Origin of the sequence: Oharaeibacter diazotrophicus (assembly GCF_004362745.1) — a bacterium.
GTDB classification, from domain to species: domain Bacteria; phylum Pseudomonadota; class Alphaproteobacteria; order Rhizobiales; family Pleomorphomonadaceae; genus Oharaeibacter; species Oharaeibacter diazotrophicus.
This window is the reverse complement of sequence record NZ_SNXY01000007.1, coordinates 309,256-328,537: the sequence shown is the minus strand read 5'-3', so window position 1 is coordinate 328,537 and position 19,282 is coordinate 309,256. Positions and strand designations below refer to the sequence as shown.

The window sequence follows — 19,282 nt, the reverse complement described above, 5'->3', positions numbered from 1 at the left end:
CGTCCGGCGCTCCTCCGCGGCCCTTGACAGTGGTTCGCGGAAGCGCTTTGGATCGTTTCATCCGAGCCATGGGGAGGCGTAGCGTGACCATCCGCACGACCGTGTGGGGCGAGAACGTCCACGAGCAGACCAACGAGATCGTCCGGTCCATCTATCCGGACGGCATGCACGCGACGATCGCCTCCGCGATCGCCGCCGACCCCACCGTCGCCGTCTCCACGGTGACGCTGCAGGACCCCGAGCACGGGCTGACCGAAGAGAAGCTGGCGGCCACCGACGTGCTGGTCTGGTGGGGCCATCAGGCCCACGGGGAGGTCGACGACGCCGTCGTCGAGCGCGTCGCCCGCCGGGTCTTCGAGGGCATGGGCCTCATCGTCCTGCACTCCGGCCACTTCTCCAAGATCTTCAAGCGCCTGATGGGCACGCCCTGCGCCCTGAAGTGGCGCGAGGCCGGCGAGCGCGAGCGGCTCTGGGTCATCAACCGCAACCATCCGATCGCCGCCGGGCTGCCCGAGTATTTCGAGCTCGAGAACGAGGAGATGTACGGCGAGCCCTTCTCGGTGCCGGAGCCGATGGAGACGGTGTTCGTGTCCTGGTTCCAGGGCGGCGAGGTGTTCCGCTCCGGCCTCTGCTACAAGCGCGGCGCCGGCAACGTGTTCTACTTCCGCCCTGGCCACGAGACCTATCCGACCTACCACGATCCCAACGTCCGCCGGGTGCTGCTCAACGCGGTGAAGTGGGCCTACAACCCCGCCGCCGCCTGGATCGGCATCCACGACGCCCCGAACGTGCCGACCGAGACCGCCCCCGAGAAGATCGAGGAGCGCGGGCCGAAGCTGCACGCCCCCGGCGAGGCCGGCTACCGCTGATCCCCCGGACGGCCGCGTCCTGCGCGGCCGTCCGCCCCCACGGCCGGCCGGAAACCGCGCCGCCGCTGCTTCTCCGGGAGCGCCCCGCCGCCGGACGATCGCCGGCCCGCCGCCATCGGACCATCGCATCCTCGTCAAACGATCGCCGCGCGGCGCGCCCATGGTGGGCTCGACGTCGCGGCGGCCGCCTCCCCTCTCGTGCGGCACCGCCCCCCGGGCCACCCGGCGTCCGGCGCCGCCGCGCCGGTTCCCGCGTACCCTCCCCCCGAACGACCACCCCTCCTCCCGAGCGACCTCCCATGCGGCTCCTCATCCTCGGCACCGGTTCGATGGCGGCCAACCACGCCAAGCATTTCGCGGCGATCGACGGCGTCTCCGTCGTCGGCGCGGTCGACATCATGGCCTCGCGCGTGGACGCCTTCTGCGCCGGCCACAACATCCCGAACGGCTTCACCAGCCTCGACGAGGCGATCGCCTGGGGCGACTTCGACGCCGTCGCCAACGTCACGCCCGACGCCGAGCATCATCCGACCACGATGAAGCTGATCCGGGCCGGCCGGCACGTCTTCTGCGAGAAGCCGCTGGCGGTGACCTACGCCGACGCCCTCGAGATGACCCTCGCGGCCGAGAACGCCGGCGTCGTCGCCATGGTCAACCTGTCCTACCGCAACGTCCCGGAGATCCAAAAGGCGCGCCAGCTGGTGCTCGACGGCGTGATCGGCGAGGTCCGCCACGTCGAGGCGAGCTACCTGCAGAGCTGGCTGGTCGGCCTGCACTGGGGCGACTGGCGCACCGAGGACCGCTGGCTGTGGCGGCTCTCCACCGCCCACGGCTCCAAGGGCGTGCTCGGCGACGTCGGCATCCACATCCTCGACTTCGCCTCCTGGGGCGCGGCGAGCGACGTCGACAATCTGTTCTGCCGGCTCAAGACCTTCCACAAGGCCGAGGGCGACCGCATCGGCGACTACCCGCTCGACGCCAACGACAGCTTCTCGGCCACCGTCGAGTTCGCCAACGGCGCGCTCGGCGTCATCCACGCCAGCCGCTGGGCCTCGGGCTACGCCAACACGCTGCGCCTGCGCCTGTTCGGCGACAAGGGCGGCCTCGAGGTGCAGCACGGCTTCGACGGCTCGACGCTCAAGGCCTGCTGCGGCGAGGACGTCCATACCCAGAACTGGCGCGACGTACCGGTCGAGACGGTGCCTACAAACTACGACCGCTTCGCCCGCGCCGTCCTCACCGGCGCCGCCGAAGAGCCGACGTTCCGCCGCGCCATGGAGCTGCAGAAGGTGATCGACGAGAGCTACGTCACCGAGGGCGACCGCCGCGAGCACCGCATCGCCGAGCCGCGCTGACCGGTCTCGTGCAAGGTTGCGGCCTCGCGGCCGGCGCCCGTGGGCGTTCCGACCCGTGGTCGGGACGTCGCGCGCTTGGGCTCACGTCCGACCGATGCTCGCCAGCGTGCGCGCCTTCAGCGCGTGGACGTCGGCGAGGAGGGCCGGCACGTCGGCCGTGAGGAGGCGGCCGGCCTCGACCACCGGCCGCCCGGCGACCAGGACATCGGTCACGTCGGCCCGGCCGGCGGCGAAGACGAGGTGGGCGACCGGGTCGAACAGCGGTGCCGCGTGGACGCGGTCGGTCGCGACCAGCACCAGGTCCGCCTGCTTGCCGACCTCGATCGAACCGATCCGGTCGGACGCGCCGAGGGCGCGCGCGCCGGCCGTGGTCGCCATCGCGAGCGCCTGGCGCGGCGACACCGCGGTGGCGTCGCCGGTCACCGCCTTGTGCAGCGTCGCGGCGAGCCGCATCGCCAGCCAGAGGTCGATGTCGTTGCCGGAGATGGCGCCGTCGGTGCCGAGGGCGACGTTGACGCCGGCTTCCAGCATCGCCGGCACCGGCGCGAAGCCGGAGGCGAGCTTCAGGTTCGACAGCGGATTGTGCGCGACCGTGGTGCCCGAGGCCGCCATCGCTGCGATCTCCTCGGCGTCGACGTGGACGCAGTGCGCCAGCACCGTGCGCGGCGACAACAGGCCGAGCGCGCCGAGGTGGCGGATCACGCTCCGGCCGTAGCGGCCGGTCACGGTGTCCTGCTCGGCGCGCGTCTCGGCGGCGTGGGTCGAGAAGAAGCCGCCCGCGGCCTCGGCCACCGCGAAGGCGTCGGCGAGCCCGGCCGGCCCCACCGTGTAGGTGCCGTGCGGCAGCGTGCCGACGAACACCGTGGGATCGCCCGCGTGCGCGGCCGCGAAGGCCTCGGCGTCGGCGCGCCGACGTTCGGCGCCGTGGCCGTCCATGCCGGGGAAGTCGAAGAAGATGCCGCCGGTGGCGACGCGGATGCCGAGCGCCTTGGCCGCCCGCACCGTCGCCTCCGGGTGCCAGAACATGTCCATCACGGTGGTGACGCCGGAGAGCAGCAGCTCGGCGAAGCCGAGACGCGCACCGAGCTCGCAGGTCTCCTCGGTCAGGATCGCCCGCTCCGCCTTCCAGACGGTCTGCAGCCACGGCTCCAGCGGGAGGTCCTCGACCAGCCCGCGAAACAGACTGTCGGCGGCGTGGCAGTGCAGGTTGACGAGACCGGGCATCAGAATGCGGTCACGGGCTTCGATCACGCGGCGCGCCGAGGCCGGCGCAAGGGCCGTCGGGCCGATCCAGTCGATCTTTTCACCCCTGATCGCGACGGCCGCGTCGGCGAGCACCGTGCCCTCGGGATCACACGTGACGAGCGTCGCGCCGCGGATGACGAGATCGTGAGAGCCGGCCGTCATGGCACCTCCGCCGTGGCACCGGGTGCCGGCGCCGCATCGCTCGCCCCGGACGGGGGCGACCCGGCGATTTCGCACGGCGGGCGCCGCTCCCGCAACCCCGCGGGCCGCCGCGGCCGCGGCGCGGACGGGGGTGGAGCGCGGCGCGGCGAACCGGTGCTGCCACCGGCCGGAACGTTTCATCGCGAAAGGTAAAGTGAAGATCACTCCCACGTGATCGACAGGTGACCACCCCCGGATCGATCACGAATTGCGTAACGGTTTGTTCAATGGCGACCCTCTTCCACCGGTCGGCCGGCTGGATTAGATCAGGGTCACCGAGGCGGACGACAACGAACCGCCCAGTACCGAGACGAAAACTTCAACGTCGATCGGTCAGACGAACAAAATACGGGATGATTACCATGAACGCCAAGATCTCCACCATCGCCGCCGCCGCCCTGATCGCGCTGACCTCGGCCGCTTCCGCCGCCGGCGTCGACTTCGCCAACAGCGCCCAGGACGCCGCCCAGCGCGCCCAGGCCTTCTCGGTCGCCCCGTCGGCCGACGGCCGCGTCACCACCCCGGCGATCGACCTCGCGCTGTCGCAGCAGGACGCCAACGAGATCGTCCGCTCCCAGGCCGTCGCCGTCGTGACCACCCACGGCGCTGCCGCGACGGCCACCGCCCCGGCGATCGACCTCGCCATCGGCGACCAGACCCGCTGATCTCCGACGCGGGTCCACCCCTCCCGCGACCCGACCTCCGAAGCGTCCTCCCGAGACTTCTCCCCTCCCCGTGGCGCCCCCTCCCGGCAGCCCGGACATTCAAGAAGGCAAGACCATCATGACCACCAAGCTCGTCACCCTCTCCGCCGCCGCCCTGATCGCCCTGACCTCGGTCGCCTCGGCCGCCGGCGGCGTCGACTTCGCCAACAGCGCCCAGGACGCCGCCCAGCGCGCCAACGCCTTCACGGTCGCCCCCTCGGCCAACGGCTACGTGACCACCCCGGCGATCGACCTCGCCCTGTCGCAGCAGGACGCCAACGAGATCGTCCGCTCGCAGGCCGTCCCGGTCGTCACCACCCACGGCGCCATCCCGGTGCAGAAGGCCCCGGCGATCGACTTCGCCCTCGGCGATCAGATCCGCTGAACCGGCGGCTCCACCCTCTTCCCCTTCCCTTCCGGCGCGACGCCCACCGTCCGCCCGATTCTGAAATCGAGACCGTCATGAACACCCGCATCCTCTCCGCCGCCGCGATCGCCCTGGTCGCCCTCACCTCGGCCGCTTCGGCCGCCGGCGTCGACTTCATGAACAGCGCCCAGGACGCCGCCCAGCGCGCCAACGCCTTCACGGTCGCCCCCTCGGCCAATGGCTACGTGACGACCCCGGCGATCGACCTCGCCCTGTCGCAGCAGGACGCCAACGAGATCGTCCGCTCGCAGGCCGTCCCGGTCGTCACCACCCACGGTGCCATCCCGGTGCAGAAGGCCCCGGCGATCGACTTCGCCCTCGGTGACCAGACCCGCTGAACCGGCGACCACACCCTCTTCCCTCCCCGGCGCGACGCCCTCCGTCCGCCCGATCCTGAAATCGAGACCGTCATGAACACCCGCATCCTCTCCGCCGCCGCGATCGCCCTGGTCGCCTTCACCTCGGCCGCCTCGGCCGCCTTCGACCCGGCGCTGTCGCAGAGCGACGCCGCCTCCCGCGCGACCGCCTTCGCCGTCGCCGACACCGGCGGCTACGTCTCGACCCCGGTGGTCGACCTGACGCAGTCGCAGCAGGACGTCGCCTCCGCCGCCCTCGCCTCGGCCGCGCCGGTCGTGACGACCCACGGCTCGGTCTCGGCGAACGCCGCGACGCTCGACATCGTCAACGGCGACTCCAGCCGCTGACGCCGGCTCGCCGCCGACCCGCTCCCGAGGGGAGCGGGCCGCGGCGATCGAACGCCCACCGCCCCCGACGGGGCGGCCCGCAACGGCGCCGGATCTCCTCCGGCGCCGTTTCGCGTTCGCACGCCGTTTGCGCCCGGCCGCCCGGCCGGCCTAGGATCGCGGACCGCGTCAACCGGGACCCAGCCGTGCCCCTCGCGCCCCGCCTCCTGCCCGCCTCCGGCCACGGCGAGTTCCCGACCGACGAGCGCTGCCACATCCTGGAGCTCCTGAACCGTGACGAGCTGCCGGGGGTGTCGCTCGCCCGCGCCCGTGTCGAGCCCGGCGTCACCACCGAGCTCCACACCCTCGACGTCCGCGAGATCTACGTGGTGCTGTCCGGCCGCGGCCTGATGGAGGGCGGCGGCGCGGCCTTCCCGGTCGGCCCCGGCGACGCGGTCGACATCCCCGCCGGCGCGCCGCAGCGCGTCACCGCCGTCGGCGACGACGACCTCGTCTTCCTTTGCCTGTGCCTGCCGCGGTTCCGGCCGGAGGGCTACCGCTCGCTCGAGGCCGCCGCGCCGACGCCGTGACGGCCGGCTCGCCGATTCCGACCATGGCCGTGAACGCGCGGACCGGGGCCGCTTCCGCAGGTTCGCGACCTCCTGTACGGTCGCACCGTCGACGGCGCATCCAGCGCCCGGGAGTGGCGACCGCATGGGGCAGCGGCAGATCTGGATCCTCGCTGCGACCGTCTTTGCCATCCTCTGTTGCGTCGGTGCGCTCGCGAGCGTCTGGCGCGACCACGAGACCACGCGCCGGCTCGTCGCCGCCGAGGTCTCCGGACGCGTCGACCAGTTGGCGGCCCACGCCGATCAGGGCCTGCGCAACGCCGCCGCCGTGCTGACGCGCGCCGCCGACATCGTCGCCGGCCTCGATCCCGACGACGTCACGGACATCGCACCGTTGGCGCTCCGCCTCGACGACCTCGTCGTCGGCAACCCGGCGGTCGGCACGATGTGGGTGGTCGACCGCCGCGGCTTCACCTGGGTCAACAACAAGGCGACCACCCGGATGCGCACCGACGTGCGCGACCGCGCCTATCTGCGGGCGGTGCGCGCGCAGCCGGACGGGCTCTACGTCGGACGGCCGGAACTCGGCAGCGTGGTGCCGCGGATGCGCTCGCCGGTGGCGCTGGCGCTGCACGACTCGAAGGGGAGATTCGCCGGGGCGGTGGTCGCCGGCGTCGACCAGGGCTTCTTCTCGACCATCTACGGCCGCGTCCTGCGCGATCCCAACTCGGGCGCCGCGGCCCTGAACGCCGCCGGCGAGACCCTGGCGGCGGCCCCGCCCGCGATGTCGGGCCGCGTCGCCGGGCTCGCCATGCGGATCGCCGCCGCCGCCGACGGCGACCGGATCGAGGCCGACGGCTGGCTCTACGCCGTGCGCCGGCTCGACGACGCGCCGGTCACACTGGTCGCCGCGACCGATCTCGGCGTCGCCTTCGCCGACTGGAAGGCCCGCTCGCTTCGGCTCGGCGCCATCGGCGCGGTCACCGTTCTCGGCTTCGCGCTCCTGACCCTGCACGGCCTGCGGGCGGTCCGGCGCGAGGAGGCGACCGCCGCGGACCTGCGCCACGCCAACGAGACGCTGGAACGGCGCGTCGCCGAGCGTACCCACACGGTGGAGCTGCTGTTCCGCGAGCTCAACCACCGGGTCAAGAACAACCTGCAGATCATCGCCAGCCTGCTCCGGCTGCAGATCCGGCGCACCACCGACCCGGGGGTCAAGGCGGTGCTGCAGGACAGCGTCAACCGCGTCTTCGCGATCGCCGACGTCCACGGCGAGCTCGAGGGCGGGCGCGACGGCTCGGTGCGGCTCGCCACCTACGTCGGACGGATCGTGGATCGCATCTGCGAGGCGATGCGCAAGCCCGACCAGACGATCGACGTCACCGTCGCCGTCGAGGACGTCGAGCTGCCGCTCGACCGGGCGGTACTGGTGGCGATCGCGCTCAACGAGACCGTGACCAACGCCTTCAAGCACGCCTTCTCCGACCGCGCCCACGGCCGGCTCGACATCGCCGTGCGCATCGACGCCGGCGATCTCGAGATCGCCGTCGCCAACGACGTCGCCGAGGCGACGGCCGAGGACGCGCCGACGCGCGGCTCCGGGCTCGGCGCGCAGATCGTCGACATGTTGGTGCGGCAGATGAACGGGTCGGTCGTCGTCGATCGCGACGCCGGCTACCGCGTGGTGATCCGCGTGCCGGTGGACGCCGTCGCGGCGTGAAACGCCTCCGGGCGGTCGCGGCCGCCGGGCGTCGGAGCTAGAGGTCGAGACGCCGGCGGATCCGCCGCAGCAGCGCGGCCTCGGAATAGGGCTTCTGCTCGATCGGCGCGAGATCGGCGAGATCGGGGGAAAGGTCGCGGTCGCGCGACAGGCCGGAGGTGACGATCACCGGCACCGTCGGACGGTGCCGGCGGATCCAGCGCACGAGGCCGAGCCCGTCGGTCGAGCCCGGCATCTGCACGTCGGTGAAGACGAGGGAAACATGTTCGCCGGAGGCCATCACCGCGATGGCCTCGTCGGCGCTCGCCGCCTCGACGACGTCGAAGCCCTGACCGCGCAGGAAGTCCGAAACGTCGAGCCGGATCAGCACTTCGTCCTCGACGACGAGGATGACGCCGGCCGGCTCCGGTTCGTTGGCGACGATGATCTCGAGGGCACCCATGCTGCCAGAACGCCCGGACCCTGGTGTGGTTCCATGCATCGGCCACCATTCGTCATTTCGGTGCGGCCGCGCGGCGTTCGGCAGGGTGTCGGCGGGCTTCAGAGCCCGGAGAGGGTCACGGCCGCGACGGGCATCGCAAAGCGCTCGGCGAGGTGCCAGCGCAGTTCACGGGGCGATGCGTAGTCGTAGGTGCGGTCGACCAGGTGGCTGACGTCTTCGGCGTCGCCGGAGTAGATCGCCGTCAGACGGCCGATCCGGAAGCGGGTTCCCTCGCGCGTCTCGCGGACGCGGACGGGATGATAACGAAATTCCAAGTGCTTTCCTTTTGCGTGTGGGTCGTCCCGCGGCGCGTCGCGCCGCGGGAGACGGGTCGAGGGCCGATCAGGCGGCCTTCAGGTTGTCCGCCGAGGACTTGCCCGAGCGACGGTCCTTGACGATCTCGAACGAGACCTTCTGGCCGTCGGCGAGGCTGCCGAGGCCGGAGCGCTCGACGGCGGAGATGTGGACGAAAACGTCCGGGCCGCCGTTGTCCGGAGCGATGAAACCGTAACCCTTGGTGGTGTTGAACCACTTGACGGTGCCCTGGTTCATGATGACGATCCCTTTCCTTGAAGTCGGGATTGTAGAAAGCGCCGTGAGCGCGCGACGGGTGTCGCGCGGCGCGGGGGTGGTACCGATTTTGGAGGGTCGTCAGACTCGTTCCGTGCATCCCGCACGGAACCGCAGGCCCATCGTCTGGCCAAATCGATGTCGTGAAGATAGGCGCAGCGGGCCCGCTTGGCAAGACCCGCCGGGATATCGGAGTCCGAGGGCGGCGGCGGGACCGTTCCGGGACCCGCCGCCTGCTCCGTTCAGACCCACTCGCCGCCGCGCATCACCGGCTCGGAAGCGCCGTCGGCGTAGAGGCCGTCGACGTCGATCTCGCCCGATCCGATCATCCAGTCGATGTGGATCAGGCTGGAATTGGCGCCGCGGGCGGCGAGGTCCTCCGGCGACAGGCCGGCGCCGCCGTCAAGGAAGCACTTGGAATAGGCCTGACCGAGGGCGATGTGGCTGGAGGCGTTCTCGTCGTAGAGGGTGTTGTAGAACAGGAGCCCGCTCGCCGAGATCGGCGAGGAATGCGGCACCAGCGCGACTTCGCCGAGCCGGCGCGCGCCGGCGTCGGTGTCGAGCACCTTGGCGAGCACGTCGGCGCCGCGCGAGGCGGTCGCCTCGACGATCCGCCCGCCCTCGAAGCGCACCGCGATGTCCTCGATCAGCGTACCCTGGTAGCTGAGCGGCTTGGTCGAGCGGACATGACCGTCGACGCGGTCCTTGTGCGGCGTCGTGAACACCTCCTCGGTCGGGATGTTGGCGTTGCAGACGAGGCCGTTCTTCGACGTCGCCGCGCCGCCGCACCACTCGTGGTCGTCGGCGAGGCCGACGGTGAGGTCGGTGCCCGGCCCGCGGAAGCGCACCGCGGAGAAGCGTTTGGCGTTGAGGAAGTCCTTGCGGGCGTGGAGCCCGGCGTTGTGACGCGCCCAGGCCGCCAAGGGATCGTCGACGTCGACGCGCGAGGCGGCGAAGATGGCGCGCCACAGCGCGGCGACCGCCTCGTCCTCGGACAGCGCCGGGAACATCGCACGGGCCCAGGCCGGCGTCGCGTAGGACACGATGGTCCAGTTGATGTCGAAGTTGACGATCGGCTTCATCGCCGGCTTGTAGGCCGCCGAGGTGGCGCGGTTGGCGCGGGCGACCTTGTCCGGATCCTGGCCGGCGAGCAGGTTCGGATCGGCGCCCGAGACAGCGAGCCGCGCCGCACCCGCCTCGTAGGCGCGGGCCATGCCCTCGTAGAGCCAGGCCGGCGCGACGTCGAAGGCGGCGTCCGGGGCATGGGCGAAGCGGGCGAGCGTCGCCTCGTCGTCGGCGTAGAGGGTGGTGACGAGGCTGGCGCCGGCCCGGTAGGCCGCGGCGGTGATCCGGCGCACCAGCGGCACCGACTGGATCGGGGCGGTGATCACCAACTCCTGGCCCGCCTTCAGCCCGAGGCCGACCTTGACGGCGACCTCGGCGAGACGTTCGAGGCGGATGTCGTGGTCGGAAGGGACGGGCGCGTTCATCGGCGTTGCTCCGGCTGGATCGGGAGTCGGATATAGGCCCGGCGTGCGCGCCTGTCATCCCGCCCGGGCGCGGGAGGGCGCGCAGCGGTTGCGCGGCACTGCGGTACGTTTCTCAATACCTTGAATTCACGCTGAATTTCTTTCTCTCCCTGCAGTTCTGCAACGCTCCGTTAACCGCCTCCTCCCGACATTTCCTCCGCCCGAGGGAGTGCCACCCGATGTCGCTGTCGATCCGTGCCAAGTTGTTCCTCGCCGTCGGCATGCTGCTGGTGCCGCTGGCGCTGATGTCCGGCCTGTTCGTGCTGCAATCGCTGAAGGACATCCACTTCGCGGAGGCGGAGCGGGGCGGCGTCGCGGAGCTCCGCGCGCTCCGTGACGACCTGATCGGATTTGCCGCCGAGCCCGCGCCGATCGGTTCGGATCGCGTGGCCGCGACCGTCGCCGCCCTCGGCGCGCCGGCGATGCCCGAGGCGGTCCGCACCGCCGCCGCCGCCCTCGGGACGGCCGCCGCCGGCGGCGACGCCGCCACCGTCGCGGCGGCCTTCCGCGACCTCGCGACCGCGATCGGCAACGAGTCCAACCTGATCCTCGACCCCGACCTCGACAGCTTCTACGTGATGGACACCGTGGTGGTGCGCCTGCCCGACCTGATCGGCCGCGCCGCCGCGCTCGACCGCCTCGCCCACGCCCAGGCGGGCGCGGCGACGCTCGGCGACGACGCCAAGGCCGCCTTCGTCATGGAACTCGGGCTGGTCACCGCCGCCGCCGACACCATCGACGCCTCGATCGGGACGGCGGTCGCCAAGAACGCCGACGGCTCGGTGAAGCCCGCGCTCGCCGAGCCCGTGGCCGCGCTCGGCGCCGCCACCGACGCGTTCGAGGCCGCCGCCACGGCCGCGGCGGCCGCGCTCAGGGCCGACGGCACCCGCGCCGGCGCCGACCTCGCCCCGCTCGCCGCCGCCCGCGCCGCACTGGTGGAGGCCGCGGGCACGACGCTCGACGCCGCGCTCGGCAACCTCGACCACCTGCTCGCCGCACGCATCGACGGCTTCGCCACGCGGCTCTGGACCATGCTCGGCGTCGCCATGGCGGTCGCCGCCGCCGCGGTCGCCTTCGCCGTGGCGCTCGCCCGCTCGATCGTGCGCTCGATCGACCGGCTGGTGCGCCGGATCGACGAACTCGGCGAGGCCGACATCGGCGCCGACGTCGTCGAGGCGCGCGGCCACGACGAGATCGCCGGCATCGCGCGCGCCGTCGCCCACTTCCGCGACCGCACCATCGAGAAGCTGCGCGAGGCCGACAGCGACGAGCGCCGCCGCGAAATCATGCGGCGCGAGCGCACCGCTCTCGCCGGCGTCGCCGAGCGGCTGAGCCGGACGGTCGGCCGGGTCGTCGAGGCGATCGAGCGGCTGGCCGGCAACATCCAAGGTGCGGTCGAAACCGTCGGCTCCAACGCCGGCGAGACGCGCTCCGCGCTCGGCGCCGCGGTCGGCAACCTCGACGGCGCCAGCCGCGACCTGGCGGTGGTGGCCGCCGCGGTCGGCGAACTCGGCAACTCGATCGGCGAGATCGCCGGCCAGACCGGACGCTCGGCCCGCGAGGCCGGCGCGGCGCGCGAGCGCGCGGAGCACGCCCGCAGCGTCGGCGACCATCTCGGCCGCTCCTCCGAGCGCATCGGCGAGGTCTCCAAGCTGATCGCCTCGATCGCTGCCCAGACCAACCTGCTCGCGCTCAACGCCACCATCGAGGCGGCGCGCGCCGGCGAAGCCGGCAAGGGCTTCGCCGTGGTCGCGGCCGAGGTCAAACAGCTCGCCGACCAGACCGCGCGCGCGACCGGCGAGATCGAGAGCCAGGTGGCGGAGATCCGCGGCGCGGCCCGCGAGGTCGCGGCCGCGGTCGGCGACGTCACCGCCGCGATCGACGGCATGTCGAACCTCGCCTCGGCGATCGCCGGCGCCGTCGAACAGCAGAGCGCGGCGACCGCCGAGATCGACGCCAGCCTCGACCGCACCGCCGCCGCCACGCGCGAGGCGGTCGACGGTCTCGCCAGGCTGCCCGCGCTGGCCTCGGCCACAGAAACGGCGGCCGGCTCGCTCGACGGCCTCAGCCGGTCGCTGGTCGACCTGATCGGCTCGCTCGACCGCGAGGTCGGCGCGCTGCTGCGCGACCTCACCGACAAGCGGCGCTATCCGCGCAAGTCCGCCGACGTCGCGGTCGAGGTCGCGGTCGGCGGCCGCGTCGCGCGCTGCACGCTGATCGACGTCGCCCGCGGCGGCGTCCGGCTCGGCGGCCTCGCCGTCCTCGCCCCCGGAACGACGGTCGACCTCGCCGTCCCTGGCCTCCGCCGCCTTCCGGCGACGGTGGTCTGGCAGTCCGGCGACACCACCGGCCTCGCCTTCCGGGACACGCTGCTCACCGAGGCGGAGGAGGACCGCGTCGCCGCCCCGCTCGCGGCGTGAGACCCGTCTCGTAAACTCCCGACTCGTCGGGAGTTTACGAGGTTTCGGCCTGTCGGCCGGCGCCCGGTCGGGCGCTTCTCGCCCGTAATGCTCCGACCACAGGTCGGAGCATTACGGGCTCGTGACCGGAGCGCGGCTCGCCGGTCCGCGGCCGACCGTGCTATGCTCCAATCATGAACGCCCGCACCGTCATCGCCGCCGATGGTCTCCCCCGCCGCCTGTTCACGGTGGCGGACGTCGAACGCATGGTCGAGGTCGGCCTCATCGAGGAGGACGAGCGCATCGAGCTCGTCGAGGGGGAACTCATCCCGATGTCGCCGAAGGGAAACGAGCACGAGATCTGGAAGAACGCTCTCGTCCACCACTGGGCACGGAACTGCCCGCGCGAGCTGTTCTTCGCGGTCGAGACGACGTTTCGTCTGTCGCTCGACAGTTTCGTCGAGCCCGACTTGGTGGTGATGCCGCGAGACGTCGGCATTCGCGGTCTGAACGCCTCGACGGCTCTTCTCGCAGTCGAGATCGGCGTGTCCTCACTCGGATACGACCTCGGCCGAAAAGCCGCGCTCTACGCGCAGTCGGGGCTCCGAGAACTCTGGGTGGTCGATCCGGTGGCGAAGGTCGTCCACGTCCGCCGGCGGCCCGGACCGACGGGCTATGCCCTCGAGGAAAGGCACGGCACCGACGATATCCTCGTGCCAGAGTTCGCGCCGGCCCTTTCGCTGCGCTTTGCCGACCTCGATCTGCCGCACTGACCCGCGAGGTCAGGGCGTTTGCGCACCGCCGAGGGCGCCCCCGGCGACCTGCGCCGAGACATCGGTCGAGGGCGGCGATCCCCGCCGCCCTCGCCGTTCGCTCACTTCTCGATCTGGCCGACGTCGCGCACGGCGCCGCGGGCGGCGCTGGTTGCCATGGCGGCATAGGCGCGCAGCGCCGGCGTGACCTTGCGCGGGCGCGGGGCGGCCGGCTTCCAACCGTCGCGGCCCTTGGCGTCCATCGCCGCGCGGCGGGCGGCCAGCACCTCGTCGGAGACGTCGACCCGGATGATCCGGTTCGGGATGTCGATGACGATGGTGTCGCCCTCCTCGACGAGGCCGATCGCGCCGCCCTCGGCCGCTTCCGGCGAGCAGTGGCCGATCGAGAGGCCCGACGTGCCGCCGGAGAAGCGGCCGTCGGTGACGAGCGCGCAGGCCTTGCCGAGGCCCTTCGACTTCAGGTAGCTGGTCGGGTAGAGCATCTCCTGCATGCCGGGGCCGCCCTTCGGGCCCTCGTAGCGGATCAGCACCACGTCGCCGGCCTTGATCTCGTTGGAGAGGATCGCCTTCACCGAGGCGTCCTGGCTCTCGAAGATGCGGGCGCGGCCGGTGAACTTCAGGATGCTCTCGTCGACGCCGGCCGTCTTCACGATGCAGCCGTCCTCGGCGATGTTGCCGTAGAGCACCGCGAGGCCGCCGTCGCGGCTGAAGGCGTGCTCGACCGAGCGGATCACGCCCTTCTCGCGGTCGGTGTCGAGCTCGGCCCAGCGGTTCTCGGTCGAGAAGGCGACCTCGGTGCGCACGCCGCCGGGGGCGGCGCGGTAGAAGTCCTTGACGCTCTCGCTCTTGGTGCGCGTGATGTCCCAGCGGTCGAGCCCGTCGCCGAGCGTCTCCGAATGGACGGTGCCGCAGCCGGCGTGGATCAGCTGGTTCTTCTGCAACTCGCCGAGGATCGAGACGATGCCGCCGGCGCGGTGGACGTCCTCCATGTGGACGGTCTGCACCGACGGCGCGACCTTGCACAGCACCGGCACCCGGCGCGACAGCCGGTCGATGTCCTTCATGGTGAAGTCGACGCCGGCCTCGTGGGCGGCCGCGAGCAGGTGCAGCACCGTGTTGGTCGACCCGCCCATGGCGATGTCGAGCGTCATGGCGTTCTCGAAGGCCTCGAAGGTGGCGATCGAGCGCGGCAGCACGGACGCGTCGTCCTGCTCGTAATAGCGGCGGGCGAGGTCGACGATCAGGTGGCCGGCCTCGACGAACAGGCGCTTGCGATCGGCGTGGGTGGCCAGCGTCGAGCCGTTGCCGGGCAGCGACAGGCCGAGCGCCTCGGTCAGGCAGTTCATCGAATTGGCGGTGAACATGCCCGAGCAGGAGCCGCAGGTCGGGCAGGCGTTGCGCTCGATCGCCTGGACGTCCTCGTCGGAGATCTTGTCGTCGGCGGCGGCGACCATGGCGTCGACGAGATCGAGCTTCTTCAGCTGGTCGGCGAGCACGACCTTGCCGGCCTCCATCGGCCCGCCCGAGACGAACACCGCGGGGATGTTCAGGCGCAGCGCCGCCATCAGCATGCCCGGGGTGATCTTGTCGCAGTTGGAGATGCAGACCATGGCGTCGGCGCAGTGCGCGTTGACCATGTACTCGACGCTGTCGGCGATCAGGTCGCGCGAGGGCAGCGAATAGAGCATGCCGTCGTGGCCCATCGCGATGCCGTCGTCGACGGCGATCGTGTTGAACTCCTTGGCGACGCCGCCCGCCTTCTCGATCTCGCGCGCCACCATCTGGCCGAGGTCCTTGAGGTGGACGTGGCCGGGCACGAACTGGGTGAACGAGTTCACCACCGCGATGATCGGCTTGCCGAAATCCTCGTCCTTCATGCCCGTCGCGCGCCACAGGCCGCGCGCGCCGGCCATGTTGCGGCCGTGGGTGGTGGTGCGGGAGCGATAGGCGGGCATGGTGCGGGTCCGTCCGGCAGGAAACGAGGCGGGAACGTATATCGGCACCGGCGGGCAATTGCAAAAGGGCGCGCGGACCCGGCGGTGACCGTCTCGCCGCGCGGCGGCGGTGCGACGGGGGGAAAGCTCCCGGACCGGAGTGGACCGCGATGCACGAATACGTGATCATTGACTGCACGTTCATGCACATGTATCGACATGTCCGCACGAACGCGCAGGCAGTCATGATCCCGATCGCCCTCTCCCCCGACGAGCGGCAGGCCCGCATCCTCGATCTCCTCGCCGGCGCCGACCGGTTGCCGGTGGCCGGGCTCGCCGAGCGCTTCGGCACGTCGGAGGACTCGATCCGGCGCGACCTGCGCGCGCTCGCCGGTGCGGGGCGGATCCGGCGGGTGCACGGGGCGATCCTGCCGGCGGCCGTGCTCGGCGGCTTCGACCAGCGCGTGGGCGAGGACGCGCCGGACAAGGCGGCGATCGGACGCGCCGCGGCGGCGCTGGTCGCGGACGCGGCGAGTCTGCTGGTCGACGGCGGCACCACGACGCGTGCGGTGGTCGCGGCGCTGCCGCGCGACCGCCGGATCCAGGTCGTCACCACCAGCCTGCCGGTGGTCGACGCCCTCGCCGACCACCCGCTCGCCGAGGTGGTCGTGGTCGGCGGCCGGTTCGACCGCCACAGCCGCACCACCGTCGGCGCCGAGGCGGTGGCGGCGATCCGCGGCTTCCGCGCCGACGTCTGCCTGCTCGGCCTCTGCGCCGTCGACACCGCCGCCGGCATCACCGCCGTCGGCTACGAGGAGGCGGCGGTGAAGCGGGCGATGATCGAGGCGGCCGCCCGCGTGGTCGCCGTCACCACCGCCGACAAGATCGGCACCGTCTCGCCCAACGTCGTCGGCCCCGCCGCGGCGATCGACGTGCTCGTCACCGACCGCGCCCCCGCCGCCGCCGACGCCGAGGCGCTCGCGGCACTCGGCGTCGCGGTCGTCGTCGCCTGAACCCAGCCCCCTCCTCCGCCCACCGGAGCCGAACCCGTGCCCCTCTCACCGCTCGTGCGCGCCCGCGTTGGCGTCGCCGCCATCTTCCTCGTCAACGGCATGCTGCTCGGCAGCTGGGCGCCGCAGGTGCCGATCGTGAAGACGCGCCTCGGCCTCTCCGACCTCGAACTCTCCGCCGCCCTCCTGGCGATGGCGATCGGCGCCGTCGTCACGATGCCCTTCACCAGCCCGCTGGTTGCCCGCTTCGGCAGCGCGCCGGTGACACGGATCTCGGCGGCGGCGATGGCGCTCGGCCTGCCGCTCGCTGCATTGGCGCCGAGCTACGCCTTCCTGCTGCCGGCCTGCCTCCTGTTCGGCGGCGGCATGGGCCTCTCCGACGTCGGCATGAACACCCAGGCCGTCGAGGTCGAGACCGCGTGGCGGCGGCCGATCATGTCGGGCCTGCACGCGATGTTCTCGGTCGGCGGCTTCCTCGCCGCCGGCGCCGGCGGGCTGGCGCTGGCGCTGACCTCGCCGACGGTGCACGCCCTCGCCGCCGCCGCGGTCGCCCTCGCGATCGTCGCCCTCGCCGGCCCGATGCTGCTGCCCGGCCGCCCCGAGGGCCACGGCCACGGCGGCCTCGCCCTGCCGACCGGCCCCGTGCTGGTGCTCTCGCTCCTGACCTTCGCCACCTTCATGGCGGAAGGCGCCATGCTCGACTGGACCGCGGTGTGGCTGCACGAGGACCGCGGCGCCTCGCCGGCGCTGGCCGCGGCGGGCTATTCCGCCTTCGCCTGCGGCATGGCGATCGGCCGCTTCTCCGGCGACGCGGTCCGCGCCCGCACCAGCGCGGTGCCGCTGGTGGCCGTCGGCGCGGCGCTGGCCGCGCTCGCCCTTGCGGCGGCGGTCGCGCTCGCAGAGCCGGTCGCGGCGATCGCCGCCCTCGGCGTCGCCGGCCTCGGCCTTTCCAACGTGGTGCCGGTGCTGTTCACCGCCGCCGGCAAGGCGCCCGGCCAGACCGCCGCCGGCGGCGTCGCGGCGGTGGCCACGACCGGCTACCTCGGCATCCTCGCCGGCCCGCCGGTGATCGGCTGGATCGCCGAGCACGCCGGCCTGTCGGCGGCCTTCGCGGGCCTTTCCGCCGGCTGTCTGGCGGTCGCGCTGTCGGCCCGCGCCGCAGCCCCTGCCGACCGGACCTGACCGGGGGCGGAAGTCGCCGCCGCCGCACACGCGGAGGTGACGAATCCCGCCGAAAAGCGGCTTGCGCAGGCGGGTGCGCCGCAATACGGTCCGCCCGCCGCAAGGATCCCCCTCCCCCCGCGCCGCGGCCAACAGATCCAGCGTTCGGAGACGCGCCCCCGATGTCCTTCCTCGCCAAGTCGCTCGCCCGCGTGAAGCCGTCCGCCACCATCGCGGTCACCAACAAGGCCCGCGAACTCAAGGCGGCCGGCCGCGACGTCATCGGCCTCGGCGCCGGCGAGCCCGACTTCGACACGCCGGAGAACATCAAGGAAGCCGCGATCCGCGCGATCCGCGACGGCCGGACCAAGTACACCGCCGTCGACGGCATTCCCGAGCTCAAGGCGGCGATCGTCGAGAAGTTCAAGCGCGAGAACGGCCTCGCCTACACCCAGGCGCAGATCACCGTCGGCACCGGCGGCAAGCAGGTGCTCTACAACGCCCTGATGGCGACGCTGAACCCCGGCGACGAGGTGGTGATCCCCGCCCCCTACTGGGTCAGCTACCCGGACATGGTGCTGCTCGCCGGCGGCGAGCCCGTCTTCGTCGACGCCGGCATGGAGACCGGCTTCAAAGTGACCGCCGCCGCCCTCGAGGCCGCGATCACCCCGAAGACCAAGTGGTTCATCTTCAACTCGCCGTCGAACCCGACCGGCGCCGCCTACACCCGCGCCGAGATCCGCGCCATCGCCGACGTGCTGCTGCGCCACCCGCACGTCTGGGTGATGACCGACGACATGTACGAGCACCTCGTCTACGACGAGTTCGTGTTCACGACGCCCGCCCAGGTCGAGCCGGCGCTCTACGAGCGCACGCTGACCGTCAACGGCGTCTCCAAGGCCTACGCCATGACCGGCTGGCGCATCGGCTACGCCGGCGGCCCGGTGCAGCTGATCAAGGCCATGGGCGCGATTCAGTCGCAGTCGACCTCCAACCCCTGCTCGATCTCGCAGTGGGCGGCGGTCGAGGCGCTGAACGGCCCGCAGGACTTCATCCCCACCAACGCCGTCCTGTTCAAGCAGCGCCGCGACCTCGTGGTCTCGATGCTGAACCAGGCGCGCGGGCTGCAGTGCCCGACGCCGGAGGGCGCCTTCTACGTCTACCCCTCCTGCGCGGCGCTGATCGGCAGGACCGGACCGTCCGGCAAGGTGATCGCCACCGACGAGGACTTCGTCTCCGAGCTGCTCGAGGCCGAGGGCGTCGCGGTGGTACAGGGCTCGGCCTTCGGCCTCGGCCCGAACTTCCGCATCTCCTACGCCACCTCGACCGCCGACCTCGAGGAAGCCTGCATCCGCATCCAGCGCTTCTGCGGCTCGCTGACCTGAGACGGCCGCACCCGAATCGCGAACTCGAACATCAAGGGCCGGCGCGGCGACGCGCCGGCCCTTGATGTTCGCGCGGTCGGCGATGCGTCGGATTGCGCCCCGTCCGGAGACGCTTCGTCAACCATTCGTTCACACCGGTGAACGCGCCACGGAATGGCCACGATTTCTCCGGCCGGTGCCCGCATTCTCGGCCTTCCCAGACCCAAGTCCCATCGTGAAATCAGTCCCATGGGCCGGGGCGAACGGCAAGCGAGGGGAAGTCGGGTC

Annotated in this window: 19 protein-coding genes; 13 read left to right on the top strand and 6 right to left on the bottom strand. The window is 72.1% G+C overall.

Going from position 1 to position 19,282, the window contains the following annotated elements; genetic code table 11:
• Positions 1-83: 83 nt before the first annotated feature.
• Positions 84-869: a ThuA domain-containing protein gene (locus EDD54_RS10065; protein ID WP_126541042.1), complete on the top strand. Its 786-nt coding sequence runs from the start codon at positions 84-86 to the stop codon at positions 867-869.
• A 299-nt stretch (positions 870-1,168) separates the two neighbouring features.
• Positions 1,169-2,224 (top strand): Gfo/Idh/MocA family protein, encoded by a 1,056-nt coding sequence (locus EDD54_RS10060; RefSeq protein ID WP_126541041.1) that lies wholly within the window; start codon positions 1,169-1,171, stop codon positions 2,222-2,224.
• 81 nt (positions 2,225-2,305) lie between these two features.
• Here EDD54_RS10060 and EDD54_RS10055 read toward each other — a convergent pair whose 3' ends face one another.
• The gene (locus EDD54_RS10055) at positions 2,306-3,631 is read right to left on the bottom strand and encodes an amidohydrolase family protein (RefSeq protein WP_126541040.1); all 1,326 of its coding nucleotides are present in this window, start codon (positions 3,629-3,631) and stop codon (positions 2,306-2,308) included.
• Positions 3,632-4,032: 401 nt separating this feature from the next.
• Between EDD54_RS10055 and EDD54_RS10050 the strand changes: the two genes are divergently transcribed.
• The 6 genes from EDD54_RS10050 (at position 4,033) to EDD54_RS10025 (ending at position 7,773) form a co-directional block, all read left to right on the top strand.
• Positions 4,033-4,335, top strand: a complete 303-nt coding sequence (locus EDD54_RS10050; RefSeq protein ID WP_126541039.1) for a hypothetical protein — start codon at positions 4,033-4,035, stop codon at positions 4,333-4,335.
• A gap of 118 nt (positions 4,336-4,453) precedes the next feature.
• Positions 4,454-4,759: a hypothetical protein gene (locus EDD54_RS10045; protein WP_126541038.1), complete on the top strand. Its 306-nt coding sequence runs from the start codon at positions 4,454-4,456 to the stop codon at positions 4,757-4,759.
• Between the two features lie 77 nt (positions 4,760-4,836).
• Entirely contained in the window at positions 4,837-5,139 is a 303-nt protein-coding gene (locus EDD54_RS10040; RefSeq protein ID WP_126541037.1) for a hypothetical protein, read from the top strand.
• A gap of 72 nt (positions 5,140-5,211) precedes the next feature.
• Positions 5,212-5,505, top strand: coding sequence for a hypothetical protein (locus tag EDD54_RS10035; RefSeq protein WP_126541036.1), 294 nt, complete (start codon positions 5,212-5,214; stop codon positions 5,503-5,505).
• A 185-nt stretch (positions 5,506-5,690) separates the two neighbouring features.
• Positions 5,691-6,074, top strand: a complete 384-nt coding sequence (locus tag EDD54_RS10030) for a cupin domain-containing protein (protein ID WP_208112176.1) — start codon at positions 5,691-5,693, stop codon at positions 6,072-6,074.
• Between the two features lie 124 nt (positions 6,075-6,198).
• On the top strand, positions 6,199-7,773 hold the full coding sequence (locus EDD54_RS10025) for a sensor histidine kinase (protein WP_126541035.1): 1,575 nt from the start codon (positions 6,199-6,201) through the stop codon (positions 7,771-7,773).
• 37 nt (positions 7,774-7,810) lie between these two features.
• Here the strand turns inward: EDD54_RS10025 and EDD54_RS10020 are convergent, their stop codons facing one another.
• The 4 genes from EDD54_RS10020 to EDD54_RS10005 all read right to left on the bottom strand — a co-directional run bounded on the left by EDD54_RS10020 (position 7,811) and on the right by EDD54_RS10005 (position 10,314).
• Complete coding sequence (locus EDD54_RS10020; protein ID WP_126541034.1) at positions 7,811-8,215, bottom strand: response regulator; 405 nt, start codon at positions 8,213-8,215, stop codon at positions 7,811-7,813.
• Between the two features lie 98 nt (positions 8,216-8,313).
• Positions 8,314-8,529 carry a hypothetical protein gene (locus EDD54_RS10015; protein ID WP_126541033.1) on the bottom strand — a complete coding sequence of 72 codons (216 nt, stop codon included), beginning with the start codon at positions 8,527-8,529 and terminating at the stop codon, positions 8,314-8,316.
• A gap of 67 nt (positions 8,530-8,596) precedes the next feature.
• Positions 8,597-8,806 carry a cold-shock protein gene (locus EDD54_RS10010; RefSeq protein ID WP_126541032.1) on the bottom strand — a complete coding sequence of 70 codons (210 nt, stop codon included), beginning with the start codon at positions 8,804-8,806 and terminating at the stop codon, positions 8,597-8,599.
• Positions 8,807-9,066: 260 nt separating this feature from the next.
• On the bottom strand, positions 9,067-10,314 hold the full coding sequence (locus tag EDD54_RS10005; protein WP_126541031.1) for an aminopeptidase: 1,248 nt from the start codon (positions 10,312-10,314) through the stop codon (positions 9,067-9,069).
• A 218-nt stretch (positions 10,315-10,532) separates the two neighbouring features.
• Between EDD54_RS10005 and EDD54_RS10000 the strand changes: the two genes are divergently transcribed.
• Together EDD54_RS10000 and EDD54_RS09995 are read left to right on the top strand one after the other, a co-directional pair.
• Positions 10,533-12,773, top strand: a complete 2,241-nt coding sequence (locus tag EDD54_RS10000) for a methyl-accepting chemotaxis protein (protein ID WP_126541030.1) — start codon at positions 10,533-10,535, stop codon at positions 12,771-12,773.
• A gap of 173 nt (positions 12,774-12,946) precedes the next feature.
• Positions 12,947-13,525, top strand: coding sequence for a Uma2 family endonuclease (locus tag EDD54_RS09995; RefSeq protein ID WP_126541029.1), 579 nt, complete (start codon positions 12,947-12,949; stop codon positions 13,523-13,525).
• Positions 13,526-13,626: 101 nt separating this feature from the next.
• Here the strand turns inward: EDD54_RS09995 and ilvD are convergent, their stop codons facing one another.
• Entirely contained in the window at positions 13,627-15,480 is a 1,854-nt protein-coding gene (gene ilvD / locus EDD54_RS09990; RefSeq protein ID WP_126541028.1) for a dihydroxy-acid dehydratase, read from the bottom strand.
• A gap of 224 nt (positions 15,481-15,704) precedes the next feature.
• Between ilvD and EDD54_RS09985 the strand changes: the two genes are divergently transcribed.
• The 3 genes from EDD54_RS09985 to EDD54_RS09975 all read left to right on the top strand — a co-directional run bounded on the left by EDD54_RS09985 (position 15,705) and on the right by EDD54_RS09975 (position 19,015).
• Entirely contained in the window at positions 15,705-16,472 is a 768-nt protein-coding gene (locus EDD54_RS09985; protein ID WP_165644759.1) for a DeoR/GlpR family DNA-binding transcription regulator, read from the top strand.
• A gap of 36 nt (positions 16,473-16,508) precedes the next feature.
• Entirely contained in the window at positions 16,509-17,651 is a 1,143-nt protein-coding gene (locus tag EDD54_RS09980) for an MFS transporter (RefSeq protein ID WP_126541026.1), read from the top strand.
• A 161-nt stretch (positions 17,652-17,812) separates the two neighbouring features.
• A complete protein-coding gene (locus EDD54_RS09975) occupies positions 17,813-19,015 on the top strand; it encodes a pyridoxal phosphate-dependent aminotransferase (RefSeq protein WP_126541025.1) in 1,203 nt (400 codons plus the stop codon).
• Positions 19,016-19,282: the final 267 nt, after the last annotated feature.